This is a genomic window from Litorilinea aerophila (assembly GCF_006569185.2).
Classification (GTDB): Bacteria; Chloroflexota; Anaerolineae; order Caldilineales; family Caldilineaceae; genus Litorilinea; species Litorilinea aerophila.
The window spans coordinates 109,060-131,452 of the sequence record NZ_VIGC02000011.1; the positions used below are offsets into that span (position 1 = coordinate 109,060).

The window sequence follows — 22,393 nt, forward strand, 5'->3', positions numbered from 1 at the left end:
GCCCCATGCCGGAGCGGGTGGGTCAAGGTGGGTGGCACGTGATGGAGATCCCGGCAACGACGTCGGTTCCGATGAAAAAAAGCTTTCCGGCCATGATGGCCGGCTCGATCCCGACCGTTCCCATCGGCAGAGGGATCGAAGGTTGAACTAGAAATAACGAAATAAACCGTCTAAAAACAAATACAGCCAGTCGAAGTACACAATTCAAATACCATGGTCAAATACCATGGCTGCAGAAATGGCCCGGCCGGCCCCAAGGGCGCCGGACAAAGAGGCCCGGTAGCCTACCGGCCAGAGGCCAGCAGTGAACCTGGTTCGTAAATCAAAGGGGTGCCCGCTTGGGCACCCCTTTCTGCTTGTTTCTAGCTGGTGGCCTGCTTGTCGCCTCGTCAGCATTCGCTGTAGCCGCAGACGTGGCATTTGCGGCATCCTTCTACGTTCAGGAATGCGGCCTCGCCACAGTCGGGGCAGATGTCGCCGATGGGGCGCTGGGCAATGGGCAGGGCCAGCTGCTCGGCCAGATGGAGCTCCTCCCGGGCTGGCGGATGCTCGCTCAGGTGTTCGGCCAACACCTGGGCCACGCCGTCGGGCAGACTGCGCACCCGGTTGGCGCCAAAGCCCAGGGGACGTCCACCGCCGATGCCGGCCAGTTCGTCCATAACCCACCGCAGGCGCTCACTGGGGGGCAGGCTGGCCGGCATGCGCAGCACCAGGCTGATGAGCCGGCCCAGGGCTTCGCTCACCGCGCTGACCTCGCTGCCCGCCTTGCCCACGTTGAGGAAGACCTCGAAGGGCTCGTTGCGCTCATCGTTGTTGATGGTGATGTACGCAGTGCCCAGGGGCGTTTCCTTGCGATAGGTCACCCCGTGGAGGGTCTTGGGGCGGGGCCGCTTGGTCATGATGGGCTTGACGTCCTCGGTGGCGGCGGCCGGCGCCTGGGCGCCGTTGGCGTATGGCACAGGCGTCTGGCTCGAGGATTCCACGGCCGGCTGCCCTTCGGCCATCGCCGGGCTCTCCTCCTTCCTGGCCTTGGTGGCCTTGGTCTCCAACACCACCTCCTGGCGGCTGCCGGTCACGTAGACGGTCAACCCCTTGCAGCCCAGCTCCCAGGCCAGCATGTAGGCCTTGGCCACATCTTCTTCGGTGGCATGTTCGGGGAAGTTTATCGTCTTGCTGATGCTGTTATCCACAAAGGCCTGGATGGCGGCCTGCATGCGCACGTGCTCTTCGGCGGTGATGTCGCTGCTGACCACGAAGGTGTGGCGGATGTGTTCGGGCACTTCGGGCAGGTTCTGGCAACTGCCGTAGACGGCCACGTGCTGCTTGATGCGCTCCTTGGCCTCGGGGCTCAGATCGGTCTGGTTCAGGGCTTCCTCGAACAGGGGGCTGGTGTAGTTCAGCTCCACGTCCCGGTCGCCGTCCTTGAAGTGGCGGATGTAGCCCAGGGCGAAGACGGGCTCACAGCCGTAGCCTTCGCAGCCACACACGGTGGCGATGGTGCCGGTGGGCGCCACGGTGGTCTGGGCCGCGTTGCGGATGCCGTGCCGCTCGATGCCGGCCACGATTTCGTTCCAGTCCAGGGGTGGCCGTTGCCAGTCGTGGCGGTACGGCTGCAGGGGTCGGGGCGGTTGCCAGGCCATGCCGCGGCCGGGTCCGGCCTCGGGATCGTAAATGCTGCCCTTGAAGGCCGGGAAGGGGCCTCTCTCCTGGGCCAGCTCGATGCTCTTCTGCATGCAGTGGTAGCGGATGAATTCCATGATCTGGGCGGCGAACTCCTGGCCGGTCTCACTGCCGTAGCGGATGCCCAGCTTGAACATCATGTCGCCCAGGCCCATGATGCCCAGGCCGATGCGGCGGGCCCGGTAGGCCGCCTCTGCCACCTCTGGCACGGCGGGCACATAGGCGTTGGCGCTGACCACGTTGTCCAGGAAGTGGGTGCTCTCCCGGACGGTACGCCGCAGCAGTTCCCAGTCCACCACCGGCTTCCCCTGGTCGTCGGTGGTCACATGCTGGGCCAGGTTGATGGAGCCCAGGCAGCAATTTTCATAGGGTCCAAGCCATTGCTCGCCGCAATTGTGTGCTACCAGGCCGTTGGCGATAAGGCTGTTTGTGTCAGGTTGAGTCAGATCGTAGACATCGGCAAGCCCAGCAGGTTCGACAGAAACGATCACGTCCTCAAAGGTTTCCTGGTTCGAGGCACGAGACTTGCCGTCGATGTATTGCATCAGCAATTCCTGCTTGTGGGTCTGCAGGAAGCCAATCTTTTCAGCGAACCGGTCCCGATTCTGCTTACCGATTATCAACTCATATTGCGGCCGATGGGCATACAGAGCATGACCTCCTTTTCCATCAGGCATCCGACGCATTCCGGCCTGGCGACGTTGATGAATGCGGGCCACGATTCCAAAGTTGCTCAGTAGGAGCTGTACCTCTTGAAGCAATACGAGAGAACTGCTGGCCAACCGGACGGTACAATCCCGTTTTTGGGCGTTGATCTGCACAGAGCCATCTGCGCTAAAGAGACCCTGCAGGAAGCCAACCACAGCTGTACGCGGAGCGCGCCATATGCTGGAAGGCACACGCTTTTCATGCGCCCGAACAGCGGCTACACCCAGGGATCGGAAGAATTCAAATGGCAGCCGACCGTAGGTCAGTTGTGTTACGCGCTCGCGCTGGTGTAGACATCCCTCGCCAAACCAAGGTTTCAATGCGCTATGGACACGCTCTAGAGACTCCGCGTCAGAAAACACAAATCCTACAGGGCTATTACTATCCTCCGAGAGCCATCCATCGCCCACAAGGAAGCCCAAAGCAACCCCTAGACCATGACTCCAGGTATCAGGCAAATTAGCATACTGCTGGAGGAAATCTTTGCGTTGGACAGTGCGGCCGGTGACACGATCTCCGCCATGGGCCATTTCCGCCACTCGTTCTGCAAAGAATTCCTGGTGCGGGAGACGTTCATCCCGACTCCAAACACCTTCGCCACTCTGCAAAAGCACGCGATCACCAGGCTTCAGACTGTCCAAAGCCACGTAGCCAGACGGTGTCAAAAAGCGATGATCGGGAGTTGCCGTAACAGAATAGCCTTGGCGGGTCATCAGGCGCAACACCGTTGTCTTCCGACGCGTCATCCAGGCAGGTGATGCTGCACGCAGAGCAACACCTGGGGTACGCCCAACCCCGCCGTTCGGGAGAGCTCGATTGTCGGTCACAATAAATCCACCCTGCTCCATATCGGCCAGTTCGGCGATAGTCAGCAGGCCATATTCGGTAGGGATGCGCGTTTCACCCACAAAACACGGGTTGGTCGCCTCCAACTCATACAAGTGGGGCACGGGGTTGCTGCGGTTGGCCGCATCGATGAAGAGGGCGCCTGGCTCGCCGTTGTGGTGGGCATGCCGGATGATCTTCTCGAAGAGATCCCGGGCCCGGACCGTCTTCCACACCTTGCCATCCCGGGGGTTGCGGAGATGAAAGTCGGTGTCGTCCTTCACCGCCTGCATGAACTCATCGGTGATGGCCACGGAGATGTTGAAGTTGGTGATCTTGCCCTCTTCCGCCTTGCATTCGATGAACTCTTCGATGTCCGGGTGATCCACCCGCAACACGCCCATGTTGGCGCCCCGTCGACTGCCGCCCTGGGCAATTTCCCCAAAGGCCTGGTCGTAGACCCGCAGGAAGCCCACCGGGCCGGTGGCACGGCCGGCGGAGGTGTGGACGATATCGTTCTTGGGGCGCAGCCGGCTGAAGGAGAAGCCGTTGCCACCACCGGTCTGCTGGATCAGGGCTGCCACCCGCAGGCTGCTGAAGATGCCGTCGCTGCTCTTGCCCATGTCGTCGGCAATGGGAATGACGAAACAGGCCGCCAACTGGCCCAGGGGGGTCCCCGCGCCGGTGAAGGTGGGGCTGTTGGGGAAAAAGCGGAAATCGGTCAGCAGCTCATAGAAGGTGCGGGTCACCGCGTCCACATCGCCGCCGTGCTGGGCCTCCACCTGGGCGATGTGGCTGGCCACCCGGTAGAACATACCCGCCGGCGTCTCCAGCAGGGTGCCGTCCACATCCCGGCGCAGGTAGCGGCGCTCCAGCACCTTGCGGCTGTTTTCCGTGAGCCGAATCTTGGCGTCATCCACGTAGTCGGGTGGCGTGACGGGGATGCGTTGCCCCTTGACGTTCTCGATGACCGTCCGGGCGGTGGTCCTCAACTGGCTGTCGATCTGTTCAGTCATGAATGCGCTCTCCTATGAGACCTTCTTCCGATGGAACTCCGATGGGGCTCCAATCAAACCCTGATGGGCCCTCACACAGAATGTTTCACCTGGCATCCGCCCCTCAGCGCCCCATGAGCCGATCGATCTCGGCCCGGAGCTCGTTCAGGTCGTTGATGTCCAGGTAGACGCTGGCAAAACGGATATAGGCCACCTGGTCCACCTGGGAGAGGTGATCCAGCACCAGATTGCCGATGACGCTGCTGGGCACCTCGGCCCGGCCCAGGCTGTGAAGCGCCTCCTCGATCTGCACCACCATGTGCTCGATGGTGTCGCTGCTGATGGGGCGCTTGGTGGCCGCGATCTGGATGCCGGACAGCAGCTTTTGCCGTTCGTACGGCTCACGCCGGCCGTCGCTCTTCACCACCAGCAGGCTGGCCGCCACGTGCTCATAGGTGGTGAAACGCTGGCCACAGTGATCGCAGCGCCGACGTCGGCGAATGCTCTCACCGGCCTCTCGGGTGTCGATCACTCGATGTTGGGTGTGCCCACAGTGGGGACAGCGCATAGGCAGACTCTCTCGCTCTACAGTTCCCGTATGAGTTCCCGTGTGCGTCGCCGGATGGTGACGTGATCCAGAAGATGGAAAATCGCGGCAAAAAAACCAGCCCATCTGGAAGGGAACATCAATCCACCAAGATGGGCTCCCAGCCCCACATATAGTACTTTTGTTGTAGGTGCATACTATATGTAGCGTCAGGCAGGGCCAAAGTATAGCACAGATCGGGGGCCCTGGCAAATGCCAAACAAGTGTTCTGCCAGGGCAATTTCACCGAAAAGGGGCGCCAGCGCGAAATTTTAAGGTTGGGTAAGGAAGAGGGGAGGGATGGGGGGATAGGGGATTGAGGGATTGGGTAATTGGGTGACTGGGTGATTGGGGGGGGCAGGCATACAACCCACCTCATCCCCCAATCACCCAATCCCCGATTCTCTAATCCCCCAATTCCCCGGTCACCAAACTCCTTCAGCGGCCGTTGCTGCGGGAGCGGCGCAGGAAGGAGGGGATGTCCAGGTCATCCCGGTCAAAGGTACGGACCTTGTAGTCCCGGCTGCGGCTCTCCTGGCGGGTGGCCCGGGGCCGGGGTTCGTAATCGGGCTCTTCGTAGCTGAGCAGGTCGCCGTCGTTGGCGCGGTCGAAACCCGTGGCGATGACCGTCAGGTTGATGGTCTCCTTCATCTCTGGGTCGATCACAGCGCCAAAGATGATGTTGGCCTCGGGGTGGGCATTGGCCCGGATGATTTCTGCCGCCTCGTTCACCTCGAAGAGGCTCATGTCTTCGCCGCCCTTGATGTTGAACAGGATGGCCCGCGCCCCCTCGATGGAGACATCCAACAGGGCACTGTGGATGGCCTGCTCGGCAGCCTCCCGGGCCCGGTTCTCGCCCGTACCCCGGCCAATGGCCATCAGCGCGGCGCCGCCCTCCAGCATCACCGAACGCACGTCGGCAAAGTCCAGGTTGATCAACCCGGGGATGGTGATCAGCTCGCTGATGCCCTGGATGCCCTGGCGCAGGACGTCGTCCGCAGTGCGGAAGGCCTGGTTGATGCCCATCTTTTTGTCCACAATCTGGAGCAGACGATCGTTGGGGATCACGATCAGGGTGTCCACATTCTCGGCCAGCTGGGCCAGGGCCGACTCGGCCGTGCGTCGCCGCTGGGATCCCTCGAAGGTGAAGGGCCGGGTGACCACGCCGATGGTCAGGGCGCCCAGCTCCCGGGCCACCGCGGCGATGATGGGCGAGGCGCCGGAGCCGGTGCCGCCCCCCATGCCCGCGGTGACAAAGACCATATCCGCCCCTTCCAGGATCTCTTTGATATCTTCCCGGCTCTCCTCGGCAGCCCGCTGGCCGATCTCCGGGTTGCCGCCCGAACCCAGCCCCTTGGTCAGCTTGTCGCCGATGCGCAGGCGCTGGGGCGCGCTGGAAAGCATCAGGGCCTGGGCGTCGGTGTTGACCGCGATGAACTCCACGCCCTGGATCCCTTCTTCGATCATCCGATTGACGGCATTCTGGCCGCCGCCACCCACACCGACCACCTTGATCTTGGCGAAGTTCTCCACAAATTGCGGCTGTGAATTACTGGTACGCGCCATAAATTGCTTGCTCCTTGTCTGCACGAGAAATCAATGCGAAGCCCAGTCCTACATTCTCTCCTGAATGATGACGATCCCCAGGGCAGCACGCGGGATCCAGAACGCCCTGGCCGGATGCCGCCCCCTCCCTCCTCATATCAACACATATCAACCCTATGTCAACGGCTCCGTCGACGCCCACCGCATGGCTCAGCCTGCCATGGGGCCGGGAACCGCTCAGCCGGGCAACAGGTTGCGCAGCCATCGCATGGCCTGGCCCACCCACTGGGTGTGGGGGCTCGGGGAGTCGGCCGAAAACCGTCGATGCACCGACCGGGCGTCCTCGTGCAGCCCCCAGAGCAACAGCCCCACGCTGGTGGCGTAGGTGGGCGACAGCAGGGTGCGGGTCAGCCCGCCGATGGGCAGGCGGGCAGAAGGCGCCCCCACCCGCACCGGCATGCCAAAGATCTCCCGCCCCAGCTCCGTCAGGCCATGGAGCTGACTCGATCCGCCCGTCAGGACAATGCCTGCCGGCAACCTGTCGTAATATCCGCTCTCCTCCAGTTTTTCCCGCACGATCTCGAGGATCTCGCAGGCTCGGGCTTCCAAGATCTCGCTGATGAAACGGCGGCTGAAGCTCCGCTCAGAACGCTCCCCGAAGACGGTGGCCCAGACTTTCTCATCCGCGGCCACCCGATCGGGCAGCACGGTGCCATAGCGCAGCTTCAACTCCTCGGCCGTTTCAAAGGGTGCATGCAAGCCGACCGCCAGATCGTTGGTGAGATGATTACCTCCCAGATCCAGGATGACGGTGTGGCACAGGCCATCTTCGATGAAAATGGCGATGTCGGTGGTGCCGCCGCCCAGGTCGACGACGGCCACGCCCATCTGGCGCTCCTCCGGCCGCAACACCGCCTCGTTGCTGGCCAGGGGCTCCAGCACCAGCTCGTCGATGTCGATGTTGTGGGACAGCACGCATTGGGCCAGGTTGTTGACCGCGGTGCTGCTGCCGGTGACGATGTGGGCGTCCACTTCCAGGCGATAGGCGCTCATGCCCAGGGGGTACTGGACGGCCCCCTGGCTGTCCACGGTCCACTGACGGGCAATGGTGTGGATCACCTCCTGATTTTCGGGGAGGGCCACGGCCCGCGCGCCTTCCAGCGCGCGCTGCATGTCCTGGCCGGTCACGCCCTGACGATGGTCGACCGGGCTCATCCCCTTGCTGTTCAAGGTGGAAATATGGCTGCCGGCGATGCCGACATACGCGCTCAAGATGGGTTGCCCTGCATCCTCCTCACACTTCTCCACGGCTTCTCCCACGCAGGCGGTGGCATCCTTGACGTTGACCACCACCCCACGCCGGATGCCCCGGCTCACGGCCTGGCCCACGCCCAACACCCGGAGGGCCAGGTTGCCCAGGCTGTCATGGGTTACAGCAGCCGTCAGGGCACAGACTTTGGTGGTTCCGATATCAATAGCTGAAATGAATTCCTGCACGACAACACCTCTCTGGTTAGCCCACACACGCCAGGAATGGGTGCACCGGATACCCCTGGATGACGCCTGTCCGCCACCGCCGGCAGGGCGGTTCAGCGTACATAGGGCCGATGAACATAACGAACATCGATGATCTGTGCGGAGGTCTTGCCGTCCTCCAGTAGCCGCCTGGCAGCTTCCAAATTCTGTCTTTTTGCCTGCAAATTGTAGCCATCGCCCCAGTAGACCCAGACCTGCTCCTGGGGCAAGGGAAAATTCAGCCCCACGCTGCGGTTATAGCGGACCTGGTTGCCCAACTCGGGCAGGGTGTCCATCAAGGACAGTGCGCTCTCCAGGATGCGGGCATCCACCGCGATGCCGTGGCGGCTGTCCAGGGCCCGGGCCTCCTGAAGGGCGTCCAGAATCTGGGGCAGCCCCGGGTCCACCTCGGTCCGGGCGGCCAGGGCCGTGCCATCCGCCAGCAGCCAGTAGGTGCCGTCCCGGGTGACCCAGAGGGCAACGGGCTGCGCCTCCTGGACCTGGATCTCCACCCGGTGGGGCAACCCCAGGCGCACCTGGGCATCGGCCACGTAGGGGTGTTCCAGGAGGGCCTGGCGGATCTGCCCGGGCTCCAGCCAGAAGATGCTCCAGCCATCCACGCCGCTGCGCTGATACAGCTCCTCCCCGGACAGGTAGGTCAGGTCGGTGAAGGAGACATCCTCGGCGTAGACGAACCAGCCGCTGGGCCCATGGAGCCAGAGGATGGCGGCCACGACGGCCACCGCCAACCCCAGGCTGATCCACTTGCTGGGATGCCAGTGCACCCGCCCCCAGAGCCCCTGCACCGCCTGCCCGGCCCGGTTGACGCCGGTCCGGGTGCCCAGCCCCGCCAGGGCAGATTCAAAGCGCCGTCGCCGCCGGGTAGCGGTACGCCGCCGGGCACGGGGCCCAGAAGGGGCCCTGCCCATCCCAGGCCAGCGATGCTGTGACGTTCTGGTGGACCTGGTCATCCCGGTCTTCCTCGATTCCTGGCGGATTAGGACCGCCTGACATACGCGCCACGCCTTCCGGCACTAACGCGCGGTGCGATTCTGTTGCCGCTCTTCGTACCGTTCCAGAGCCAGCTGCACCAGCCGGTCCACCAGCTCCGGATACGGGATGCCGCTGGCTTCCCACAGCTTGGGATACATGCTGATGCGGGTGAAGCCCGGCATGGTGTTGATCTCGTTCAGGTAAAAGGTGCCGCTGGCATCATCCAGCAGGAAGTCCACCCGGGCCAGGCCGCTGGCTTCCACGGCCCGAAAGGCCCGCAGGGCCAGCTCCTGCACGTGGGCGACTTGCTCCGGCGTCAGGGGCGCCGGAATCAGCAGCTGGCTGCTGTCGTCCAGGTACTTGGCCTCGTAATCGTAAAACTCGTGGCCCGGGATGATCTCGCCGGGCACGCTGGCCATGGGTTCGTGGTTGCCCAACACGCTCACCTCGATCTCCCGGGCGTTGGGCACCGCGGCTTCCACCAGGACTTTGGCATCATAGGCGCAGGCCAGCTCAATAGCCGCCTCCAACTCCGCCCGGTCGCGGGCCTTGCTCACCCCCACGCTGCTGCCCAGATTGGCCGGCTTGACAAAGAGGGGATAGCCCAGGCTCGCCTCCACCTCCGCCACCAGGGCATCCGACCGGGCACGCCAGGCCCGCCGGTGGAGAACCCGGCTAGGCGTCTGGCAGAGGCCGGCTGCGGCGAAGAGGCGTTTGGCCACGTCCTTGTCCATGGCGACGGCGCTGGCCAACACCCCACAGCCCACGTAGGGCAGGTTGGCCATCTCCAACAGGCCCTGGATGGTGCCGTCCTCGCCGTAGGGGCCGTGGAGCACCGGGAAGATGACATCCACCGTGGGCAGCGGCTCGCCCTGGCGCTCCCGGGGCAAGAGGGCCCAACGCCCCGGCACCAGGCTGCTGTCCGAGTGGCTGTGGCCGTTGGGGCTGGCCGCCTGCTCGCTCAGCAGGGCCAGGGGATCGCCCCCGGTCAGCCACCGACCTTCGCGGGTGATGCCGATGGGCACCACCGTGTACCCGGCCTGGCGCAACGCGTCCATCACGTTGCGGGCACTGGCCAGGGAAACCTCGTGCTCACTGCTGCGGCCGCCGAAGACCACGCCGACCCGAATGTTTCGCCGGTCTCTGCTGCCGGATCTGCTCATGTCCATTCCCCCACCAGCTGAACCTCGGGCACCAGCTCCACGCCCAGTCGCCTGTGGACGGTGGTCTGGATCAGCTCCATCAAGGCCAGCACGTCCCGGGCCGTGGCGCTGCCCACGCCGCCCGGGTTGATGATGAAGTTGGCGTGAAGCTCACTCACCTGGGCGCCGCCCACCCGTGCCCCCTTCAGCCCGGCGGCTTCAATCAGCCTGCCGGCAAAGTCGCCCGGCGGGTTCACAAAGGTACTGCCCAGGCTGGGCTCTACCGGCTGGGTGCGTCGGCGATGGGCCAGGTAGCCCTCGGCCAGGGCCCGCCCCACCTCTGGCTCCCCGTAGGGCAGGCGGAAATTGGCGCTCAGCACCACCGGCTTGAAGCCGGCCTGCAACAGCTTCTGCCGCTTCAACGTGCTGTCCCGGTAGGCGTAGGCAAAGTCGGCCACCGTGTACTCCCGCACCTCGTCGTGCTCGTCCAGCACCAGGGCATAGTCCAGGCAGTCCTTCACCTCGCCGCCGTGGGCACCGGCGTTGCCCACCACCGCGCCGCCGACTGTGCCGGGGATGCTCACCGCCCACTCCAGCCCGGTGAGGCCGGCGCGGATGCTCTGCCGGGCCACCCCGGCCATGGCTGCGCCGCTCTCGGCGAAAAGGTAGGGGCGGTCGTCCCGGGGAAAGGCGCAACAGGGTGCGGGATCCACCCGCACCTGGCGGCAACGATTTTCGATGACCAGCCCCCGGATACCGGCATCACTGATCAGGATGTTGCTGCCGCCGCCCAGGATGAAGTAGGGCAGGCCCACCGAGCGGGCCCAACGCACCAGCTTCAGCAACTGGTCCACCGTTTGGACGGTGGCGAAATAATCGGCGGGGCCGCCCACCTTGATGGTGGTCAGGGGCGCCAGGCTGACGTGGCGGCGCACCGGGATCCCCAACCGTTCTGGCACGGAAAAATCTTCGATGGCGGCCACGCTCAGGCGGTCGACGACTTCTGGGTTCATGATGCCTCCGTAGGTGCGGTGGCCACGGCCTGCAGCCGCTCCAGCAAGAGTTCCCCCACCCGGTAGCTGTCCCCGGCTCCCAGGGTGATCACCAGGTCGCCGGGCCGGACAGCCTGGGCCAGGTACTCGGCCACCTGGGTCAGCGTGGGAATGTGGTGGATGTTGGGGTGGGGACTGGCTGCCACCAGCTCGCCCGCGGTGACGCTGCCGTCGTCCTGCTCCCGGGCCGCGTAGATGTCGGTGACGATGACTTCGTCGGCCGCCTGGAAGCTTTCCCCCATGCGGTAGAGCATATGCCGGGTGCGGCTGAAGGTGTGGGGCTGAAAGACCGCCCGGATCTGCCGTTCCGGGTAGCGGGCCCGGGCTGCGGCCAGGGTGGCCTGGATCTCGGTGGGGTGGTGGGCATAGTCGTCCACCACCAGCACGCCCTGGGCTTCCCCCTTGATCTCAAAGCGCCGGGCCGTGCCCCGGTAGGTGCGCAGGCTCTCCAGCGCCTGGGCCGAAGGGACATCGCACCAGCAGCTTACGGCCAGCGCGGCCAGGGCGTTGCGCACGTTGTGCAGGCCGGGCACGCCCAGGGTCAGGGGACCGGTGGGCGCATGCCACCACTGCAGGTCGGCCGTGTACCCCTGGCCCGGCGTGGGCGTGGGCCGGACCGCACGCAGGTCGGCCCGGGCGTGGAGCCCGTAGGTGATCCAGCGGGGCGCGGGCGCCTGGTGTCGGGCCCGGATCTGCTCGGCGCCCGGGTCATCCCGGCAGGAGACCACCAGCCCGTCCGGGTCAACGGTGTCCACGAACTGGCTGAAGGCTTCCCGGAAGCTGGTGGGCGTGGGATAGCAGTCCGGATGATCCCACTCCACGTTGGTGACCACGGCGACGGTGGGGCGCAGGCCCAGGAACATACGGTCGTACTCATCGGCTTCGATGACAAAGTACGGGCTGCGTCCGGCGCTGGCGTTGCCGTAGCCTGGCAGGTGGGCCCCCACGATGTAGCCGGCCTCGATGCCTGCATCCCGCAGGACCTTGACGATCATGGCCGTGGTGGTGCTCTTGCCGTGGGTACCCGCCACGGCGATGACCTGACGGCCGGCCAGGAGCGCAGGTAGAAATTCGTTGCGGCGCACCACGGGAATGCCCAGGGAGATGGCGGCCTGCCGTTCCGGGTTGTCCGGCCCCACGGCACTGCTCATGAGCACCACGTGGGGCCGTTCCGCCGGCGCCAGGGCCAGCAGGTTGTCCGCCGCCTGGCCCTGGAAGATGCGCGCCCCCGCGGCGGCGAGCTGTTCCGTCACCGGGCCGACCTGTCGGTCGCTGCCGGAGACCTGCACGCCCATCTCCAGCAGAACCCGGGCGATGGCGCTGAGGCCCGCGCCGCCAATGCCCAGGAGGTGTATCCGCAATGTTGAATCGTGCGCCTTCAGTCGTTCCTGCCAGTTACTTGACATACGTGTGTTCAATCCAATCCCATGGCGATGACTCAATGGTTCGATGCGTCAGCCCCGGACTCGCAAAATCAACAGCAGGCCCAACAACGCCATCCAGTAGGGGGCGCTGAAGAGGGTCAGGGGCAGGTAGTTGACCAACGTCTGGGCCGTTGGGCTCAGTTCCGTGCTGGTCATCCAGCCCAGGGCCTGCACCGGGTAGTCGTATTTGTGCAGAAAGTACCAGAGCATGCCGGCGATCAGGTAGCCGTTAAAGAGCCCCACCAGAATGCTGAGCAGCGTACCCTGGGGCGGTGGCGCTGGCCGGCCGGAAAACTCCAGGGTCCTGCCCGAGTAGCCGGCGTAGACGATGGCGATGAAGAGCAAGGAGAGCACCAGGAACTGAAAAAAGCGCACCCCTTCCGGGTTGTCGCTGCCCAGGAGCTGTGCCCCGGCCGCAGCCAGCACATTGTCAATGCGATCTTCCAGAAAGTCCAGCACCACGATGCCCACCAGGATGAGTACCGTGCTGCCCAGCTCTTTGGCATACCCGCGGGTGACGCCGATCAGGGCAACGATCAGGCCGATGGTGAAAAAGATGACTTCGATGGGCCCCATGATGTCGTCGTTCCTTCGCTTTCACTGGCGTCAGCCCCTGCCCCGCACCCCTGTCTGGCAGAAGGGGCCCGGATTTCCAGCGCCGACCGCCTGCGTCGTCCCGCGGTCTCCGTCAGGCCTTGGCACCGCTGCGCAATGAAGTGGCCGCGATGATCAGCACCAGCGCCACCAACAGGAAGATCACGATCTGGGCGTGGGGCTGGGCTATGGACCAGAGGTTGCCAATCCCCTCCCGAAAGACCGACCAGCTCCCCCGCAGCACCACGGAGACGTCGTTGCGCTCCGTTTCGGCCGCCAGGGTACGCCCTTCGTCCCCCAGCATGGCCACCAGCCGGGGCAATAGGACAGCGGCGAAAAAGAGTCCGTTGGCCATGCCCAGGATGGTGGCCCAGCCCTTGTTGTTGGGCTTCTTGATGGGCGCCAGCTCCGTCCACAGATAGACGATGATGACCACGACCAGCCAGGCGATAAAGAGAAACGTCACCCGGTTGTCAGCGGTGATGATGTCGGGCTGTTCACTGACGGCTGCCAGCACATCGCTATTCTCGCCGCCCAGCCCGCCCGTGGCCACCAGACCGATGAACTTGAAGATCAGGTTGCCGATCAGCTGCACCTGGGGGCCAAAGGTCTGCAGGATGACCCAGCTGGTGACTGCCACGACCAGGACATACAGCTCCCGTGGGCTTCCCCGCCGGCGACCGTTCCAGGCGAAGAACCACAGGTAGACAATGACGGCGAGCAAAATTTCCAGTTCAAAGTTCATGGCAGCTCACCCATTTCGGCATCCATGCTCCTCATGTACCCGCCCGCCCCAGGGCGCCCAGCTCCCGGGCGATGGCGCAGGCGGCGTCGGGGCGGGCCAGGCGGGCCAGCGCCTCGGCCATGGCCTGGCGGCGTTGAGGGTCCGCCAGCAGCGCCAGCAGGGTGGGCACCAGCCGGTCCGTCAGATGGCCATCCTCCAGCATGACCGCCGCGCCATGGCGGACCAGTTCCTGGGCGTTGCGGGCCTGGTTCACCCCGGCGATGGGCAGGGGCACCAGCACCGAGGGCAGCCGGGCCACCGGAAATTCGCCCAGGGTGCTGGCCCCGGCCCGAGCCACGCTCAGATCCGCAGCGGCCAGGGCGTAGGCCATCTCCTCGTGCAGGTAGGGGACGGCCCGGTAGCGACTCGTCCACTCGGGGGAAAGGTGGGTTGGAGGCCACTGGTCTCGAGCCCATTCCTGATACAGGGGCCAATCCCGCTGCCCCACAATGTGCAACACCCGGGCGTGGGGGAGCAATTCCGCCACGCCTTGCCAGGTGGCCTGGTTGATGGAGCGGGCCCCCAGGCTGCCGCCCCAGATGAGCAGCAAGGGCAGGCCATCCTCCTGGGCCAGCTCCGGCCAGGACAAGAGCCGGGCCAGGGTCTGGCGGGCGGCCTGCCGATCCCGGGCAGCCTGGACCAGCTCCGCCCGGACCGGGTAGCCGGTTACCACGGCCTTGCCCTGGGGCACCTCCCCCCCGAAAGCGGCGGCCGCCGCCGGGAAGGTGACTGCCACCCGCTGGGCCAGGCGGCTGAGCCAGCGGATGGCCCAGCCCGGGACCATGTCCGGGAGGTAGATGAGCACGGGCACACGCCGCAGGCGACAGGCCAGCACCACCGGGGCACACACGTAGCCGCCGGTTACAAAACAGACGTGGGGGCGAAAGTGGTCGACGGCGGCCAGGCTTTGGCCCAGGCCTCGCACCATTTTGCCAGCATTCACCACCGCCGTCAACGGGTTGTTCACCCGCAGTTGCCCCGTGTCGATGCCCCGGTAGGCCACCCCTGCCCGCTCCACCAGCTGCCGCTCCATGCCGTGGGTGCTGCCGATCCAGAGCAGGGTGTGGGGCTCAGCGGCTTCTGCCCCGGCGTCGGGTCGACGCAGCCGTGCGGCCACGGCCAGGGCGGGATAGACGTGTCCGCCGGTTCCGCCACCCGAAATCAAAACGCGCATAGGCCTGCCTTCCCAGTTCCGATGTTCTGCCGGCGTTGCCCCGGTTGGCCCGGCTGATGCTCAACAAGATCCCGATGCTCCCCAGGACCGTCACCAGGGAGCTCCCCCCGTAGCTGATGAAGGGGAGGGTCACCCCGGTGGGCGGCGCCACGGCCACGATGACGGCCATGTTCAACAGCGCCTGCAGGGTGAGCATGGCCGTGATCCCCGTGGCCAGGAGCATGCCGAAGTTGTCCGGCGCCCGCAGGGCAGTGCGCAGCCCCCGGTAGGCCAGCAGGGTGAACAGCAGAATCACCAGCAGCGTCCCCAACAGCCCCAGCTCCTCGCCGATGACGGCGAAGATGTTGTCACTCCAGCTCAGGGGCAAAAAGCCGGGCATCTTGGCCATGCCGTTGCCCACACCGGTGCCGAACAATCCTCCCCGCAGCAACGTCTGGACGCCCTGCCAGACCTGCCACTCGCTGCTGTGCAGGGGATCCCAGATGGAATCCAGATAGCGCTCCACCCGGCCCCGGGCATAGCTGCTGTAGTGGATCACCAGCCAGAAGGTGGCCGTCCCCCCCAGGCCCACCACCAGGAGCTGCTTCATCTCGGCGCCGGCGATGAAGAACATGATGGACGCGGTGGCCACGATCAGGATGGCGGTGCTGATGTCCGGCTGGGCCACCAGGAGCACGGTCACCGCGCCCATGAGGACGCTGAAGGGCAACAGGCCCACCCGCACGTCCCGGATCTTGGTGCCTTTGCTGGCCAGCCAGGTGCTGATGTAGATGATGATGACGATCTTGGCCGGCTCGCTGGGCTGGACGCTGCCGCCGAAAAAGGTCCGGGTGGAGCCGTACTTCTCAGAGCCCAGGGCGATGACCGCCAGCAACATGACCAGGGTGATGCCCATCAGGCCGATGCTCCAGCGCTCCCAGAGGGTGTACGGCAGGCGAGCGGCAACCACCATGGCCACCACGCCAATGGCCACCCAGATGCACTGGCGCAGGACAAAGTAGTAGGGATCGCCCAGGCCATAGACCCCCTGGGCGAAGCTGGCGCTGAAGACCATCACCAGCCCCAGCATGAGCAGGGTCACCACGATGGCCAGAAGCCCCCAATCGTAGCTGCCTGGGGCATTTCGGTTGCGGGATGCCGCAGTGGTTGCCATGATGCCTATCCCACGGATTTCATACCAGACATGGAACGGGCCGCCAGCTGCCTGTGCACCAGATGGCGGAAATGTTCCCCCCGGGCCTCGAAGTTCTTGTAAGCGTCAAAGCTGGTGCCGCCCGGCGAAAGGAGCACCACCGTGCCGGGCCCGGCGGTGCGGGCGGCCAGCTCCACCGCCTCGTCCAGCCGCTGCACCACCGCGCAGGCGGGCGCCGGGTGGTCGCTGTAGCGGGCCCGCTCCTGCACCAGGTCCACGATCATGGGGCCGGCCTCGCCGAAACCGATCAAAAAGCGAACCCGCTCCACGATCTCCTGGGCAAAGGTATCCCAGGAGAGGTTCTTGTCCTTGCCGCCGGCCAGCAGAATGAGGGTCTGCTGCTGGCTGTCGAAGCTGCGCAGTCCGGCGATGGCCCGCTCCGGCGAGGTGGCGATGCTGTCGTTGATCCAGGTCACCCCGTCCGCCTCGGCGACCACCTCTAACCGGTGGGGCACGCCTGTGAAGCGGCGGGCCACGGCGGCGATGGCGTCCACGGAGGCACCGGCGGCGGCACTGATGGCCGCGGCCGCCAGGAGGTTGGCGATGTTGTGGTCCCCCCGCAGGCGCACTTCGTCCCGCCGGCAGATGGGTTGCCCCTCCAGGAGCAGAAGATCCCCCGCCAGCCAGGCCCCCTGGGCCAGGGGCGCCTGCCGACTGAAGGGGACCAGCCGGATCCCACGCCCGGCCAGGCTCTCTTGCAGCTCCTGCACCAGGTTCCCCAGCCGCCAGGCCGAGGGGATCGGACCGGCGTGGCGGCTCTCCGTCGGCAAGAGGGCGGCGGTCACGGCATCGTCGCTGCTGAGCACGGCCGTGGCACCCTGGGGGAGGCGGCGCAACAGGTTGAACTTGGCGCTGGCGTAGGACGCCATGTTGGGGTGGCGATCCAGGTGGTTGGGCGTCACGTTCAGGATGGCCGCCACGTGGGGGCCACACGCCTGGCACGGTCCAAAGGCCACAGCCGGGTCAAAGAGCTCCAGCTGAAAGCTGCTCAGCTCCAGGACCACCGGCTCACCCGGCTGGATGGCGTCCAGCCGGTCGATGAGGGGCGTGCCGATGTTGCCGCCCACGTGGACCGTCCGGCCGGTGGCGGCCAGCATTTCCCCCACCAGGGTGGTGGTGGTGGTCTTCCCGCTGCTGCCGGTGATGGCCACCAGGGGGCCCAGCCCCCGGCTGTGGGCCAGCTGGAGGGTCAGCAGGCTGTCGTTGCTCAGGCGGATCCCTCGGGCCACGGCCTCCTGGACCAGGGGGATCTGGGGCGGAACGCCGCCACTCAGGCAGAGCAGATCGCAGCCGTCCAGCAGGTGCAGGGGGTGCCCTCCCAGGGCAAGCTGCACCGGCAGATCCCCCAGCGCGGCCAGCTCGGCCTGGAGCTTTTCGGCCGGCGCGGCATCGCTGATGGTGACCCGGGCGCCCTGGGCCACGAAGAAGCGGGCCAGGGCCAGCCCCTGCCGGGCCAATCCCAGGATGAGGATGGAACGGTTGGCAAAGCGCAGTTCGTTCTTCAACGTCCCCTCTGTCTTTACACGTGACATGCCGGGTCACCTGACCGGTCAAAACTCGGATGGCACTAAACAACGGGCGAGTTCACGCCCCCGTCGCAGGTCCGGCCTCCTGGCCGGACAGAGGTACAGCCTCCTGTCACGCCAGGATGGGTGACCTGCATCCCTCAGATCAGCGCCAGGGCGACGCCCAACATGCCGCTCAACACGCTAATCAGCCAGAAGCGCTCCTTGATCTGGGTTTCGCTCCACCCCAGCAGCTCGAAGTGGTGGTGCAGGGGCGCCATCTTGAAAATGCGACGGCCCTCCCCGTAACGGCGCTTGGTCCACTTGTAATAGGTCACCTGAAGGGTGCTGCTCAAGGTTTCGGCCACAAAGACCGAACCCACCACCGGCAGCAGGAGCCACTGACCCGTCATCACGGCCACCAGCCCCAGGGTAGCGCCCAGGGCCAGGCTCCCCGTATCGCCCATGAACATCTGGGCCGGATGGGCGTTGTACCAGAGGAAGGCCAGCAGCGCGCCCACCACGGTGAAGCAAAAGGCCATCAGGTAGACCTGGTTCTGCAGGTAGGCGATGATGCCATAGCTGGCGAAGCCGATGCTGCTGATGCTCCCTGCCAGGCTGTCCAGCCCGTCGGTGATGTTGACCGCGTTGCTGGTGGCCACGATGATGAAAATCGTGATGGGGATGATCAGCGGGCCGATGCGGAAGAAGCCGCCCTCATATGGCCCCCGCAGGCCCGGCACCCCCACGTAGTCCCAGTGGGGCGGCCCGAAGTAGAGCACCAGGGCGATGATGGTGGCAAAAATGAGCTGAAAGGTGCTCTTCATGCGGGCACTCATGCCCTCTCCCCGGGCCCGCAGGCCCTTCACCCCCTGCCAGTCGTCCACCGCCCCCAACAGGGCGTGGGAGCCCAGGCAGAAAAAGAGGAGCAGGGTACTCTGCCCGATCAGATTCATGCCCCAGAGGTTCGCCACGTTCAACACGCCGGTGATGAGCAGGACCGGCACCACGATCAGGATCCCGCCCATGGTCGGCGTACCGGTTTTCACCTGGTGTCCACCCGGCAATTCCACCCGAATCTGTTTGCCGATCCCCCATCGCTTGAGCAATGTGATGAGGGGCTTGCCCCACATCACCGCGATAAAGAAACTGACGGTACCCAGGGTGAGCGCATATGCCATGAACGACTCTTTCCAGTGGATGCTGACTTCCTGGCCTGTCTCGCAGTCAGCCCGGGGGATCGCGCCTACGCCAGGCTCATTTCTGCCACGATGGTATCCATGCCCACAGCCCGACTTCCCTTCACCAGGACCAGGTCATCGGCCTGGACGAGTTGCCGCAGCAGCTCGATGGCTTCCTGGGCGTCCCCGGTGATGTGGAGGCGATCTTCGGGGAAGCCCACCTCGCGGGCCTCGGCGCCAATGGCTTTCCCCAGCTCCCCCACCGTCACCAGGACGTCCACCACGGCGGCGGCGCGGCGACCCACCAGCTTGTGCCCCTCCTCCGTGTACTGCCCCAGCTCCAACATGTCGCCCAGGACGGCCATCCGGCGTCCACTGCCGCTGGGCTGGAGATCGGCCAGCAGGTTCAGGGCGGCCACGGTGCTGGCCGGGCTGGCGTTGTAGGTGTCGTCGATGACGGTGCAGCCGTTGATCCCGGGCACCACCACCAGGCGGAGCTGGCCGGAGAGGCTCTGCATGCCGGCCACGATCTCCTCCCAGCTCAGGCCTTCCACCAGGCCCACGGCGGCAGCCCGCAGGGCCGTGTGGACGCTATGACGCCCCAGCAGCGGCACCCGCACGTGGAGGGACTCAGGGCGTTGGCTGTCCGGCGGGCGGTAGTGGAAGCGGAAGCGGATCCCCTCCAGCCCCGCGCTTTCGATCTCATCGGCCCAGAGATCCGCCTCGGGAGTGAGCCCGTAGCGGAAAATGCGGGCCCGGGTCAGGTCGGCCATGGCCCGCACCCGTTCATCGTCCCAGTTCAGGATGGCCACGCCGCCCTCCTCCGCGGACGGGAGTGCCTGCACCAGCTCCGACTTGGCCTGGGCAATGCGCTCCATGGTGCCCAGGCGGCTCAGGTGGGTGGGCCCCACGTTGGTGATGACGCCGATGAGGGGGCGAGCCAGGGTACACAGGGTGTGGATCTCCCCCAGGGCGTACATGCCCATCTCCACCACGGCCCGCTCGTGTTGGGGCCCCAGGTTGAGCAGCGCCAGGGGAAGCCCCTGTTCGCTGTTCAGGTTGCCGGGGGTGTGGAAGGTGTTGTAGCGCTGGCGCAAGACCGCGGCCGTCAGTTCCTTGGTGGTGGTCTTGCCCACGCTGCCGGTGATGCCAATCACCCGTAGATCTCCATGGCAGCGGTGCATCCGCTGGAAGCCACCCACCTTCTGCAGCGCGACCACGCTGTCCGTCACCACAAAGGCCAGGGGCGCCCTGCCCAGATCCGCGGCTGCGGCCGCGTCGGCAAATGCCCCGGGGCGGGTACAATCCACCACCCTGGCGCCCTGGGCTTCTGCCTGGGCCTGGCCGTGGGGCTGGCAGATGATCGCCCGGGCGCCGGCCGCCAGGGCATCCTGGATGTAGGCGTGGCCATCAGTCTTCTGGCCCTGCAAGGCAATAAAGAGATCCCCCGGCTCCACGGCCCGGCTGTCCAGGGATGCCCGGGGAATGGGCACCGGCGCCAATGCCAGGGGTGGCAGGTCGCCGGTCAGGGCCTGCCAGAGGGTATGGAGGGTGATTCTGGTTGCCGTCACCGGACCCACAGATACCTGCTCCCTTTGCTGTCCGTACCTTGATCGTAACCTTGATCGTTGCTCATTTGCGACGTAAACATCCTCAAATGCCAAAATCCCCGTTAATCCAGCGAGACAGGCTGGACCGACTCGGGCGGAATGTTCATGTGTTCCAGCAGCCGCTTCATCACCCGGCTGAAGACCGGGGCCGCGGTGTTGGACGCCCACTGGTTGATGTTGGGATCCGGCCGGTCCATCTTCACCAGGACGACCAGCTGGGGGTCGTCCGCGGGGGCAAAGCCGATGAAGCTGACGATGGTTTCATCCAGCACATAGCCCTGGGGCGTGGGGATCTGGGCGGTGCCGCTCTTGCCGGCCACCCGATAGCCGGGCACCCGGGCCTTGGTATTGCCCGTCTCCACCACCGCCACCATCATCTCGGTGAGCTTCTGGGCTGCCTCCGGCTGGAGAACCTGGCGCACGGTGACCGGCTCGGTCCACTGAACGGTTTCGCCATCCACCCGGGCCTGGACCACGTAGGGCTGCATGAGTCGGCCCTGGTTGGCGATGGCCGCGGCGGCCCGAATCATCTGGATGGGAGTGACGGCCAGGCCCTGGCCGAAGCTGTTGGTGCCCAGATCCGACAGGCTCCAGTGGGGGTCCTGGGGCGTCTTGATCAGGCCGTTGATCTCGCCGGAGAGATCGATGTTGGTGGCCTCGCCAAAGCCGAAAAGGCGCAGATATTGGTAAAAGCGATCGGGGCCCAGCAACTGCGCCACCTGGGCCGTCACCACGTTAAGGGAGCGGGCCAGGGCGTCGGTGGCGGTGACCTGGCCGTAGGCCATCCGGTTGCTGTTGTAGATGGCCCGCCCCCCCACGGTGATATAGCCAGTGTCGGTAAAGACGGTGGACGGCTCCATCAACCCGGCGTCCAGGGCCGCGGCCATGGTGATGATCTTGAAAATGGAGCCGGGCTCGTACTGGGCGCTGATGGCCGGGTTGGGAAAACGCTCCTGGGGCATCTCCGGATAGCGGTTGGGATCGTAGTCGGGCAGGTTCACCATGCCCAGGATCGCGCCCGTTTTGGGCGCCATCACGATGATGGTGCCGGCCTCGGCCCGATATTGGGCCAGGCCCTGGGCCAGCTCGTCCCGAATAATCCACTGGACGGTGCGGTCCAGGGTCAGCACCAGATCCTTGCCCACATCGGAGGGGACGAAGCGGCGCACCTCCTCGGGCAGGCTCTCCAGCCCGTCCTGACGCCCGCCCAGCAGACCGGCGCCGTCCTGGCGGAGGAACTCGTCGTAGTACGCCTCCAGGCCCATGACGCCCCCCAAATCGGGCCGTACAAAGCCGGTCAGGTGGGCGAAGAGGGACTCCTGGGGGTAGAAGCGCCGGGGGGTCGGTCGCACGTGGACCTGTTGCAGGGGGTAGATCACATTTTCTTTTTCCTGGAGGGCCTTGAAATCCAGGATCTTTTGGGCTTCGGTCAGGCTTACGTCGTTGGCCAACACAGCAAAATAGGCGTCCTGATAATTCGTCAACACAGACATCGTGTGATCATAGGGCAACCCGATCAGATCGTGCAACTGGCGGGCCACCTCGATGCGCGCCTCCTCGGTCTCCAACTGGCGGGGGGTGGCGGAAATCTGGTAGAAATAGCGGTTCACCACCAGTGGGACGCCGTCCCGGTCGACCATGATCCCCCGGGCCGTCGGCCCTTCCTCCGCCACGACAGACGCCGCCGCCTGATCCCGCTGGAAGATCTGGTAGCGCACCAGCTGTCCCAGGACGATGAGGGTCAAGAGGCCAAATCCGACGGCCAGCAGGTGAAAACGCCCCACGGGCCGGGCCGGTTGGCTGGCCGCGCCGGCATGGGAGGATGCCAGATGGGGTGAAAGTCCGCCGGAAAGGCGGTGGAATGTGCCCGGAGATTCCATGGATGCCT

16 protein-coding genes are annotated in these 22,393 nt (G+C 65.4%); all 16 read right to left on the reverse strand.

Going from position 1 to position 22,393, the window contains the following annotated elements; translation table 11 throughout:
- Positions 1 to 389 precede the first annotated feature (389 nt).
- The 16 genes from FKZ61_RS10435 to FKZ61_RS10510 all read right to left on the reverse strand — a co-directional run bounded on the left by FKZ61_RS10435 (position 390) and on the right by FKZ61_RS10510 (position 22,385).
- Entirely contained in the window at positions 390 to 4,229 is a 3,840-nt protein-coding gene (locus FKZ61_RS10435) for an LAGLIDADG family homing endonuclease (protein ID WP_141610057.1), read from the reverse strand.
- Between the two features lie 103 nt (positions 4,230 to 4,332).
- Positions 4,333 to 4,776: a transcriptional regulator NrdR gene (gene nrdR, locus FKZ61_RS10440; RefSeq protein WP_141610058.1), complete on the reverse strand. Its 444-nt coding sequence runs from the start codon at positions 4,774 to 4,776 to the stop codon at positions 4,333 to 4,335.
- Positions 4,777 to 5,232: 456 nt separating this feature from the next.
- Positions 5,233 to 6,360 carry a cell division protein FtsZ gene (gene ftsZ, locus FKZ61_RS10445; RefSeq protein WP_141610059.1) on the reverse strand — a complete coding sequence of 376 codons (1,128 nt, stop codon included), beginning with the start codon at positions 6,358 to 6,360 and terminating at the stop codon, positions 5,233 to 5,235.
- A gap of 216 nt (positions 6,361 to 6,576) precedes the next feature.
- On the reverse strand, positions 6,577 to 7,836 hold the full coding sequence (gene ftsA, locus FKZ61_RS10450) for a cell division protein FtsA (RefSeq protein ID WP_170199547.1): 1,260 nt from the start codon (positions 7,834 to 7,836) through the stop codon (positions 6,577 to 6,579).
- A 92-nt stretch (positions 7,837 to 7,928) separates the two neighbouring features.
- Positions 7,929 to 8,825, reverse strand: a complete 897-nt coding sequence (locus FKZ61_RS10455; RefSeq protein WP_141610061.1) for a cell division protein FtsQ/DivIB — start codon at positions 8,823 to 8,825, stop codon at positions 7,929 to 7,931.
- A 63-nt stretch (positions 8,826 to 8,888) separates the two neighbouring features.
- The gene (locus FKZ61_RS10460) at positions 8,889 to 10,010 is read right to left on the reverse strand and encodes a D-alanine--D-alanine ligase family protein (protein WP_141610062.1); all 1,122 of its coding nucleotides are present in this window, start codon (positions 10,008 to 10,010) and stop codon (positions 8,889 to 8,891) included.
- Complete coding sequence (gene murB / locus FKZ61_RS10465) at positions 10,007 to 11,002, reverse strand: UDP-N-acetylmuramate dehydrogenase (protein ID WP_141610063.1); 996 nt, start codon at positions 11,000 to 11,002, stop codon at positions 10,007 to 10,009. The genes FKZ61_RS10460 and murB overlap by 4 nt, the downstream gene beginning before the upstream one ends.
- Positions 10,999 to 12,447 (reverse strand): UDP-N-acetylmuramate--L-alanine ligase, encoded by a 1,449-nt coding sequence (gene murC, locus FKZ61_RS10470; RefSeq protein WP_141610064.1) that lies wholly within the window; start codon positions 12,445 to 12,447, stop codon positions 10,999 to 11,001. Before murC ends, murB begins: the two co-directional genes overlap by 4 nt.
- Positions 12,448 to 12,495: 48 nt before the next feature.
- Positions 12,496 to 13,041: a CvpA family protein gene (locus FKZ61_RS10475; RefSeq protein ID WP_141610065.1), complete on the reverse strand. Its 546-nt coding sequence runs from the start codon at positions 13,039 to 13,041 to the stop codon at positions 12,496 to 12,498.
- Between the two features lie 112 nt (positions 13,042 to 13,153).
- On the reverse strand, positions 13,154 to 13,804 hold the full coding sequence (locus FKZ61_RS10480) for a hypothetical protein (protein ID WP_141610066.1): 651 nt from the start codon (positions 13,802 to 13,804) through the stop codon (positions 13,154 to 13,156).
- Between the two features lie 31 nt (positions 13,805 to 13,835).
- Entirely contained in the window at positions 13,836 to 15,017 is a 1,182-nt protein-coding gene (locus FKZ61_RS10485) for a UDP-N-acetylglucosamine--N-acetylmuramyl-(pentapeptide) pyrophosphoryl-undecaprenol N-acetylglucosamine transferase (RefSeq protein ID WP_141610067.1), read from the reverse strand.
- Complete coding sequence (locus FKZ61_RS10490) at positions 14,914 to 16,170, reverse strand: FtsW/RodA/SpoVE family cell cycle protein (protein WP_141610068.1); 1,257 nt, start codon at positions 16,168 to 16,170, stop codon at positions 14,914 to 14,916. The genes FKZ61_RS10485 and FKZ61_RS10490 overlap by 104 nt, the downstream gene beginning before the upstream one ends.
- 5 nt (positions 16,171 to 16,175) lie before the next feature.
- Entirely contained in the window at positions 16,176 to 17,741 is a 1,566-nt protein-coding gene (gene murD, locus FKZ61_RS10495; RefSeq protein ID WP_141610069.1) for a UDP-N-acetylmuramoyl-L-alanine--D-glutamate ligase, read from the reverse strand.
- A gap of 134 nt (positions 17,742 to 17,875) precedes the next feature.
- Positions 17,876 to 18,895: a phospho-N-acetylmuramoyl-pentapeptide-transferase gene (gene mraY / locus FKZ61_RS10500; RefSeq protein WP_141610070.1), complete on the reverse strand. Its 1,020-nt coding sequence runs from the start codon at positions 18,893 to 18,895 to the stop codon at positions 17,876 to 17,878.
- A 65-nt stretch (positions 18,896 to 18,960) separates the two neighbouring features.
- The gene (locus tag FKZ61_RS10505) at positions 18,961 to 20,466 is read right to left on the reverse strand and encodes a UDP-N-acetylmuramoyl-tripeptide--D-alanyl-D-alanine ligase (RefSeq protein WP_170199551.1); all 1,506 of its coding nucleotides are present in this window, start codon (positions 20,464 to 20,466) and stop codon (positions 18,961 to 18,963) included.
- Positions 20,467 to 20,567: 101 nt separating this feature from the next.
- Positions 20,568 to 22,385 (reverse strand): peptidoglycan D,D-transpeptidase FtsI family protein, encoded by a 1,818-nt coding sequence (locus FKZ61_RS10510; RefSeq protein ID WP_141610072.1) that lies wholly within the window; start codon positions 22,383 to 22,385, stop codon positions 20,568 to 20,570.
- Between the last annotated feature and the right edge of the window lie 8 nt (positions 22,386 to 22,393).